This is a genomic window from Ruegeria sp. AD11(2025), from assembly GCF_056542405.1.
On record NZ_JBQFZU010000060.1, the window covers coordinates 1 to 7,857 of the forward strand.

The following is a 7,857-nucleotide window of genomic DNA, read 5'->3' on the forward strand; positions in this document are numbered from 1 at the left end:
GACCCGCTACGACAGGTGCCCGAAGGTCTTCCTGTCAGCCATCGCCCTCGCAGCACTCGTCATCTATTGGCTATGAGTCCTGACCCTAGGCCAAAAAGAAACCGGGGGCGCAGAATAGCGCCCCTAAGTTTCATTTGTAGCCAAACACGTTGTTTGGAACCCAGCTTAACTTATCGCCCTGCTTTCCCCATTTCATCATAAGGCAGGCCGTTCCGTACTTTTGGTAGTAGATCATTTTCAGTTCGTACCATCCCGCCTCAGGCACCTCGACTTCAACGCGCTCATTGGCGGAACAAGGCTGCGAAAAACTGGCGCCACCAACATTTTGCCCCCCAATCCAAGCTTCGAGACCATCATTTGAATGCGTCTCCAACTCATAGAGACCAGGCGCGTCAAACTTGATGAACCCGCGAATATCCGCAGCAACGTTGTAGTGTTCAGGATGGGTCATTACAGGGTCGCCTTTGCTGGTGTCGCTGTAGTCAAGACCCCGAAGCGGCTGTCCTGGCGCTCCTTTTTCATTCAACAACGCTTTGGCTTCGGTGAGTGAGTCAATCTTGCGAGGTGGACTTCCCAGCCAAGCATAGTTAGTCGCAAGTCCAGTTTTCAGTCCCGAAGGCTGCGGGCTGGCTGGTTTGAGTTTAAGCGGCGCGCCAATCGCGGCACCTGCTATCATCGCTGACACAACGGCAATAACGCCAATCCTTAGTGGTTTCATTTTGACCTCCCTGAGTTTGCGCCGCTTTTGCAGAGTTTCCCCATTATGGGCGCCGTTGGGATGACACTAGGTGGTTAGAAATTGCCCTGCAAGGCGGTTAAAGATCACGTTTGCCCCGGTCAGGCGCGCATGTCTTTTGGGGATCCCATCACCACATAGGATGTGATCGACGTGACATGTGGCAGGGTTCCCAATACCTCGGTGTGAAAGGTCTTGTACGTCGCAAGATCGGCGCATTCCACGCGCAGCAGGTATTCGATGGTGCCCGTGATGTTATGGCATTCCACCACCTCCGGCGCGCGTTGGAGGGCACGTTCGAACCCTTCCTGCGCGGCCTTGGTATGCTCTCCCAGACCAACACCAATATAGGCCACAAATCCCAAGCCCAGCGCCGCCGGGTTCAACACCGCGCGATAGCCCGAGATCACGCCCGCGCGCTCAAGCTCCTGCACCCGGCGCAGACAGGCCGAGGGCGACAGGCCAACGCGATCCGCCAGTTCAAGGTTGCTAACGCGACCATCGCGGGACAATTCGCGCAATATTTGTTGGTTTATGTGATCAAATTTCGTCATTTGTTGCAAATCTACAGTAGTCACACACTATAACGCAATTTCATTTGCCCGCTGATCAGTGATTATGTGCGCGATGTCCTATGAAGTTCTTCTGGCCCTGATCGCCTTTGCTTTCGTCTCGTCGATCACGCCGGGACCGAACAACCTGATGCTTATGGCGTCTGGTGCTAATTTCGGCTTTCGCCGCACTATTCCCCACATGTTGGGAATCGGGTTGGGGTTCACCCTTATGGTCCTGCTGGTCGGCGCCGGGCTGGTACAGGTGTTTGACCGGTACCCGGTCAGCTACACGATCTTGAAGCTCGTCTCAGTGGTCTACCTGCTGTACCTAGCATGGAAAATCGCGCATGCAGCACCGACCAAGGCCGGGGTCACGAAAGGCGATCCTATGACCTTCCTACAGGCCGCCGCCTTTCAATGGGTCAATCCCAAGGCCTGGGCCATGGCTCTGACGGCGACTACCGCCTACACCCCGGATCATACGCTGCAGGCTATCGTAATCGTGGCGCTGATCTTTGGAGCGGTAAACCTGCCTTCGGTCAGCACATGGACCGTTCTGGGACAGCAAATGGCGCGGATCCTAACGAACCCGCGCCGCTTGGTAGTATTCAACTGGACCATGGCTGCGCTGCTGGTCGCATCGCTTTACCCGGTCCTGTGGCCGAACTGAATCACTTCAACGGCAGGCAGATTTCCGTCAGCAGTTCTTCGGGCGCTGTATCGCGCGGGTCGTTCAGATAGATTTCATAACAAGGTTGGTCCGCAGGTTCCTCGCCCGATTCTGGCAGCCAGTTGCCGAACAGGCTGTGATAGGCGGCCCCAAGCCCGGAATAAGGACCCTTGAACGTCAGAACAGCCGTCTTGCCGCCAGGGATTTGCACAGCCTCCATGCCTTCGGGCGTATCATCACCGCGGAATTCGGCTCCGGCATAACTGCGCAGATCGTCAACGGGCACAGCGTCAGGGCTATTGAGATAGATGCCGATCACCGGCCCGACCTGCGGCCACAACTGGCGGGATTCGCACAAGGCACCGAAGGCCGCAAAGCTCTTGCCGATCTCGGCATAGGCGCCTTTGTGCGGCAGGCCGACAACGAGGCGGGCGGGTTCGGTTCGGGTCGTGACAGGATACATTGGATATTCTCCGGTTCTGAAATGTGGATGGACGGGCAAGAACTGCCCGGCCTTGCGAAATGCGGCAGGGCTGCTGCCGTAGGCTTCGGAAAAGGTCCGCGCAAAGGAGTTCAGATTGGGATAGCCCACGTCTGCTGCGATCTGCGTCACCGGCGTGTCAGACCGAACCAGCCCAACCGCCGCGCGGTGCAGACGGATACGACGCACCGCCTGCGCGCAGGTCTCACCGGTCAGGGCGCGGAACACTCTGTGCCAGTGAAACCGGGACATCGCCGCTACATCGGCCAACTCATCCAGCGACAGGTCCCCGGCGGGGTGGTCGTGGATGTAGGCCAGCACGCGCAAAATGCGGTTCTCATAGCTGGTTGGCATTTGTGTCCTTCCTTCTCTCTGCCCATCCGTGGTCGCATATCCTGCTTCCACAAATCTTGCTGAGTTGCATCCCGCGCAACCACAGGTCATATAGCAGGGAAATTCCGCGTTGAGAGGCGTCATGACCCAGTATCTGGATTTCGAAAAACCCCTGGCCGAGATCGAAGGCAAAGCCGAGGAGTTACGTGCGCTGGCCCGCGCCAACGAAGAGATGGACGTGGCCGAAGAGGCCGCTGCGCTGGACGCCAAGGCGGCCAAGCTGCTGGAAGAGCTTTATGATGATCTGACCCCTTGGCGGAAATGCCAGGTGGCGCGTCACCCGGAGCGCCCGCACTGCAATGATTATGTCGATGCCCTGTTCACCGAATTCACTCCACTGGCCGGCGACCGGAACTTTGCTGACGATCTGGCGGTAATCGGCGGTCTGGCGCGGTTCAACGATCAGCCGGTGATGGTGATTGGCCACGAAAAGGGTTCGGACACCAAATCGCGGATCGAACGCAACTTTGGAATGGCGCGCCCCGAAGGATACCGCAAGGCTGTGCGCCTGATGGAGATGGCCGGTCGGTTTGGCCTGCCCGTGATCACTCTGATTGATACGGCGGGTGCCTACCCTGGCAAGGGCGCCGAGGAACGTGGACAATCCGAAGCGATTGCTCGCTCGACCGAGATGTGCCTGAAGATCGGTGTACCGCTGGTGTCGGTGATCATCGGCGAAGGTGGCTCTGGCGGGGCTGTGGCTTTTGCCACGGCGAACCGCGTCGCGATGCTGGAACATTCGGTTTATTCGGTGATCTCGCCCGAAGGCTGCGCCTCGATCCTGTGGAAGGATGCCGAGAAGATGCGCGAAGCCGCCGAGGCGCTGCGCCTGACCGCGCAGGACCTGCAAAAGCTGGGCGTCTGCGACCGGATCATCACCGAGCCCAAGGGCGGTGCCCACCGGGACCGCGAGGCGACTGTTGAATCAGTTCGCGCCGCAATTGCCGCCATGCTGCAAGAGCTGGACGGCAAGGATGCGGCGGCCCTGATCAAGGATCGCCGTCAGAAGTTCCTGGATATCGGCTCGAAAGGGTTGGCGGCCTAACCGCCCAACCGCCGCAGCAACTCGACAGAGGGTTTGCCGGTAGCGGCCAATCCATTGGCCCGCTGGTACGCGCTGATCGCGGCTTCGGTATTCTTGCCAATCACCCCGTCGGCGCCCTGCGTGTCATACCCAGCCGACGTCAAACGGCGTTGAAGTTCCTTGCGGTTCTCAAGCGTCAGCCCGGTCGCGTCCGGCCCGAACGAGGCCTGAAACGGTGCACCACCCGCAATCCTGTCAGACAGATGGCCAACACCGATCGCATAGCTGTCTGAGTTGTTATAGCGTTTGATCACCTGAAAATTGCGGAACACCGCGATGCGCGGCCCCGGTTTTTGCGGCTGCAGCACCGCAACAGGCGCACCCGAAACCGTACCGGCCTCACCACCCCAAGGCTGTCCGCGAACCCAACCGGCGCGCGCCAGATAGGCGGCGGTAGAGGCCAGTGAGTCCGTCGGATCCTCGGACCAGATATCCCTCCGCCCGTCACCGGTGAAATCCACCGCATAGGCCAGGTAGGACGTTGGGATAAACTGCGTATGCCCCATCGCCCCGGCCCAACTGCCGGTCATATTGGTAGGGTTTGTGTCGCCTTCCTGAATGATCTTCAGGGCCGCCACCAATTGCTTTTCAAAGAACGCACCACGCCGCCCGTCATAGGCCAGCGTGGACACTGCCGAAATCACCGGCACATCCCCGCGCCGCGCGCCATATCGGCTCTCCAACCCCCAAACAGCCACGACAACCTCTTTGTCGACGCCGTATTTCGCCTCGATCTGCGACAGGGTTCCGGCGTGCCGCACCAGCATCTGCTTTCCGGTGGCGATCCGCTCGTCCGAGGCTGCAATCGCCAGGTAGTCCTCGAGTGACCGCTTGAATTCAACCTGATTGCGGTCGCGTTCGATCACCTCGGGCAAATAACCTGCCCCCCGAAAGGCGCTGTTGAGGGTGGATTGCGATATCCCCTGTGCCGCCGCTCGGCCTTTGAAGCTCGCGACCCAAGCATCCCATCCAGAATTTGGCACCGGTCGCATCCGCGACGCGGGTGTGTTGGTCGGGGCACCGGTGGAACAGGCGCTCAGCAGGGCCGACCCGAGACCCAGTGAAAATGTCCGTCGATTGATCATGACTGAAATCTGCTCTTGTTGTGATTTGGGCCAGATTAACCCAGACCCAATCTTCAAGCCACAACGACGAAGCATCTCAGGAGCGATTTCAGGCCTTCGGCAACAAGCCGCTTAGGTGACCAGCAACCGCAGACCCTGTGTCACATCCGTCCGGACCGCCAGTCGCAACCCGGGCTCGTCTCCGGCCTGCAACGCCGCGATGATCAGCTTGTGGTTATGCGGCGGATCGGTCCGCCGCAACCTGCCGTACAGAGTGCGCATGGTGGGACCAAGCTGCAACCACACGGTTTCAGCAATCGCCAGCATCGCCGGGGCCTGTGCCCGCAGATAGAGCGTGCGGTGAAACTCCAGATTGGTGCGGATATACCCAACGGCGTCACGCTTGGTCACCATCTCAGCCACGTTCATGTTGATGCTTTGCAACCGGTCGATTAGCGCCATATGCGCCCGAGGCAGGGCGCGGCTGGCCAGTTCGACCTCAAGCAATGCGCGCAGGGCGGCCAGTTCCTCGATCCGGTCATTGGTCAACTCGGGCGTGGAAACACGGCCCGAAGTTGACAGAAACAACGCCCCTTCAGCTGCCAAGCGCCGCACCGCCTCACGCGCGGGGGTCATCGAGACACCGAATTCCTTGCCGATCCCGCGCAGGGTCAGCGCCTGCCCCGGCGCCATCTCGCCATGCATTATTCGAGAGCGCAACGTGCGATACACCCGGTCATGTGTCGCGCCTTGAGAGTCGGAGGGGCGTGTGGTCAACATTCCCAATTTGTGATCACAAACGGGCGCGAGGTCAACTCACGGCGGCATCAAATCTGTATCGGTGCAACTGGGCCCCGTTGTCGCGCAACCAGCGCCTCTGGTCACTGTAGTCACCGAAAACCCGTTCGACCTGTGCCCAGAACGCCGGAGAGTGATTCATCTCGACCAGATGCGCCACCTCATGCGCTGCGACGTAGTGCAGGATCTCGGGCGGAGCGAGGATCAGCCTCCAGGAGAACATCAGCCCTCCGTCTGAGCTGCACGACCCCCACCGCGAACGGGTGTCGCGGATGGTCAGGGTGGAATAAGAACGGCCCAGCATTGCGGCGTAGTCATCACAGGCCCCTGTCAGGCGATCCCGCGCCAGTTCCTTGAGAAACCGCGCCAAACGCCGGGCCTCGGCCCCTGCGGGCACGGCGATCTCATCACCTTGCAACAGAACACGACGGCCCTTTGCCGGCACGATTCGCCGCTCTACGCCCTCGATAGGGATGGTCTTGCCGAATTGAACAACGGCCGGGTCAGGGCGATCCTGCAAATGCTGACGTATCCACTCTTCCTTGGTGCGGGCGAAGCTCAGCGCTTCGGTCTCGGGCACGCCCTGCGGATAGGTTAGCGTAACCCGCCCATCCAGTTGGGAAATCCGCAGGCTGATCCGTCGTGCCCGCGCCGATTTCCGCAACGTCAGCGGCACCGGAGGTGTCCCGGGCAGTGCGTGATCTCCCATATGCCTGTTTCTCCTGCTCAAAGGCTTTGACAGTGCCCGCTGCATGTGGCACGTGACCTGAATCGTTGATACGACTCACCTGATATCAAGGGGATTTGACATGCCCAAGGAAGAATGGGGCGTAAAGCGCGTTTGCCCAACAACCGGCAAGCGGTTTTACGACCTGAACAAGAACCCGATCATCAGCCCCTACACCGGCGAGATCGTGGAGCTTGAGACCGGCAAAAGCCGGATGATCGCTGCGGATGCGGAAGATGCAGCCTCGGCCAAAGCGCGCAAAGACGCCTCGGAAGAAGATCTTGTTCTGGATGATGACGACAATGTCGATGTTGATCTGGATGATGATCTGCTGGACGATGATGACGACGACAATGATGACGTCTCGCTGGACGATATCACCGACATGTCGTCGGAAGACGAAAACTAAGACCGGTCAGGGGCGGCCTCTCGCCGCCTCATGCCCACCCCCGGACGCGGAACGGAAAGTTTTTGGCAAAATCCATTTTTGGACTTGCACTCCCAGCCACCGTCTCATAAACGTCCGTCCACTGCTTCGGCAGTACCTGGAAGGGGCCTTAGCTCAGTTGGGAGAGCGCTTGCATGGCATGCAAGAGGTCAGGGGTTCGACTCCCCTAGGCTCCACCAAAACCTAACTGGTGATCCGCCACCCAAAGTTCTTCCTTTTTGGCAGCAGGAATTTCCCTTGGATCCAAAACCGACAGTCCTTCATCGTAAGCTGAGCAGAGACTCCTGAGCCTTAACAACTGAGTTAAGAACACAGAAGGGACCACCAAGTGGATACACGTTGCAGTTGCAGCACGCTCTAACTAATTTGATCTTTCGCTCAAATAAACCGGCTTTTCAAACCTACTTAAACAGCGCTAACCTTTCCCTCGTTTTTTGCTTGCCCCTTGGCAGTTGCAATCTGCGTTCACTTTTAGAGTTGCGGCAATTGGGCGGCTTCGTAGTTAGTCCGAAAACAATCTAAACTTGAGCCCGGCGCAGAAATTCAGCTACGGTGAGGCATGTTGATCCAACCAACCCTTCTCAATGACAAAGCGCAAAAGGTACAGTCACAAGTCTTCGTCTGTGGTCCGGGACTAACCTCAGGACGGGTCGACATTCGGCACTTAGCCCGGCAAGAGCTCGAAAAAATGCAAAACGTTAAAGTTGTGTATGGCGAAGAAATAGAAAAACAGTACCTATATTCACGAAAAGGAATGGACCTGCAGACACTTGAAGCAAGATTTACTCATGACGTGGATTTTACCCTACTGATTGTCTGACGTCAGCGCCAATGGGACAGTTTAGGTCGATTTGATAAGAGAGGGTTTCTGGCTCATCGTAACCGCCAAGGAGTGGAGATGA

At 58.3% G+C, this 7,857-nt stretch carries 9 protein-coding genes and 1 tRNA gene; 4 read left to right on the top strand and 6 right to left on the bottom strand.

The annotated features are described in order from the left end of the window. Positions 1-130: 130 nt before the first annotated feature. Positions 131-718: a PA14 domain-containing protein gene (locus ACR1XY_RS23725; RefSeq protein ID WP_480597153.1), complete on the bottom strand. Its 588-nt coding sequence runs from the start codon at positions 716-718 to the stop codon at positions 131-133. A gap of 119 nt (positions 719-837) precedes the next feature. After that, positions 838-1,290 carry an Lrp/AsnC family transcriptional regulator gene (locus tag ACR1XY_RS23730; RefSeq protein WP_480597155.1) on the bottom strand — a complete coding sequence of 151 codons (453 nt, stop codon included), beginning with the start codon at positions 1,288-1,290 and terminating at the stop codon, positions 838-840. A 73-nt stretch (positions 1,291-1,363) separates the two neighbouring features. On the opposite strand from ACR1XY_RS23730, the gene ACR1XY_RS23735 reads away from it, so the two are divergent. Further along, positions 1,364-1,960, top strand: a complete 597-nt coding sequence (locus tag ACR1XY_RS23735) for a LysE family translocator (RefSeq protein WP_480597158.1) — start codon at positions 1,364-1,366, stop codon at positions 1,958-1,960. Between the two features lies 1 nt (position 1,961). Here the strand turns inward: ACR1XY_RS23735 and ACR1XY_RS23740 are convergent, their stop codons facing one another. Further along, positions 1,962-2,795 carry an AraC family transcriptional regulator gene (locus tag ACR1XY_RS23740; RefSeq protein WP_480597160.1) on the bottom strand — a complete coding sequence of 278 codons (834 nt, stop codon included), beginning with the start codon at positions 2,793-2,795 and terminating at the stop codon, positions 1,962-1,964. A gap of 121 nt (positions 2,796-2,916) precedes the next feature. Here ACR1XY_RS23740 and ACR1XY_RS23745 point away from each other — a divergent pair, with 121 nt between their 5' ends. After that, the gene (locus ACR1XY_RS23745) at positions 2,917-3,879 is read left to right on the top strand and encodes an acetyl-CoA carboxylase carboxyltransferase subunit alpha (protein WP_480597164.1); all 963 of its coding nucleotides are present in this window, start codon (positions 2,917-2,919) and stop codon (positions 3,877-3,879) included. Here the strand turns inward: ACR1XY_RS23745 and ACR1XY_RS23750 are convergent. From ACR1XY_RS23750 to ACR1XY_RS23760, 3 genes are all read right to left on the bottom strand, one after another. Next, positions 3,876-5,003 (bottom strand): lytic murein transglycosylase, encoded by a 1,128-nt coding sequence (locus tag ACR1XY_RS23750; RefSeq protein ID WP_480597167.1) that lies wholly within the window; start codon positions 5,001-5,003, stop codon positions 3,876-3,878. The two genes, ACR1XY_RS23745 and ACR1XY_RS23750, sit on opposite strands and share 4 nt — an antisense overlap. A 111-nt stretch (positions 5,004-5,114) precedes the next feature. Next, entirely contained in the window at positions 5,115-5,762 is a 648-nt protein-coding gene (locus ACR1XY_RS23755) for a GntR family transcriptional regulator (protein WP_480597171.1), read from the bottom strand. A 31-nt stretch (positions 5,763-5,793) separates the two neighbouring features. Further along, positions 5,794-6,489 carry a M48 family metallopeptidase gene (locus ACR1XY_RS23760; protein WP_480597174.1) on the bottom strand — a complete coding sequence of 232 codons (696 nt, stop codon included), beginning with the start codon at positions 6,487-6,489 and terminating at the stop codon, positions 5,794-5,796. 100 nt (positions 6,490-6,589) lie between these two features. Between ACR1XY_RS23760 and ACR1XY_RS23765 the strand changes: the two genes are divergently transcribed. Together ACR1XY_RS23765 and ACR1XY_RS23770 are read left to right on the top strand one after the other, a co-directional pair. Next, the gene (locus ACR1XY_RS23765; protein ID WP_480597177.1) at positions 6,590-6,916 is read left to right on the top strand and encodes a TIGR02300 family protein; all 327 of its coding nucleotides are present in this window, start codon (positions 6,590-6,592) and stop codon (positions 6,914-6,916) included. Positions 6,917-7,058: 142 nt separating this feature from the next. After that, positions 7,059-7,134: transfer RNA gene (locus tag ACR1XY_RS23770), tRNA-Ala, on the top strand. Positions 7,135-7,857: the final 723 nt, after the last annotated feature.

Excerpts from the sequence above, each read along its gene's own strand:
- ACR1XY_RS23725 (WP_480597153.1), bottom strand. The coding sequence starts at position 718 with ATGAAACCACTAAGGATTGGCGTTATTGCCGTTGTGTCAGCGATGATA.
- ACR1XY_RS23730 (WP_480597155.1), bottom strand. The coding sequence starts at position 1,290 with ATGACGAAATTTGATCACATAAACCAACAAATATTGCGCGAATTGTCC.
- ACR1XY_RS23735 (WP_480597158.1), top strand. The coding sequence starts at position 1,364 with ATGTCCTATGAAGTTCTTCTGGCCCTGATCGCCTTTGCTTTCGTCTCG.
- ACR1XY_RS23740 (WP_480597160.1), bottom strand. The coding sequence starts at position 2,795 with ATGCCAACCAGCTATGAGAACCGCATTTTGCGCGTGCTGGCCTACATC.
- ACR1XY_RS23745 (WP_480597164.1), top strand. The coding sequence starts at position 2,917 with ATGACCCAGTATCTGGATTTCGAAAAACCCCTGGCCGAGATCGAAGGC.
- ACR1XY_RS23750 (WP_480597167.1), bottom strand. The coding sequence starts at position 5,003 with ATGATCAATCGACGGACATTTTCACTGGGTCTCGGGTCGGCCCTGCTG.
- ACR1XY_RS23755 (WP_480597171.1), bottom strand. The coding sequence starts at position 5,762 with ATGTTGACCACACGCCCCTCCGACTCTCAAGGCGCGACACATGACCGG.
- ACR1XY_RS23760 (WP_480597174.1), bottom strand. The coding sequence starts at position 6,489 with ATGGGAGATCACGCACTGCCCGGGACACCTCCGGTGCCGCTGACGTTG.
- ACR1XY_RS23765 (WP_480597177.1), top strand. The coding sequence starts at position 6,590 with ATGCCCAAGGAAGAATGGGGCGTAAAGCGCGTTTGCCCAACAACCGGC.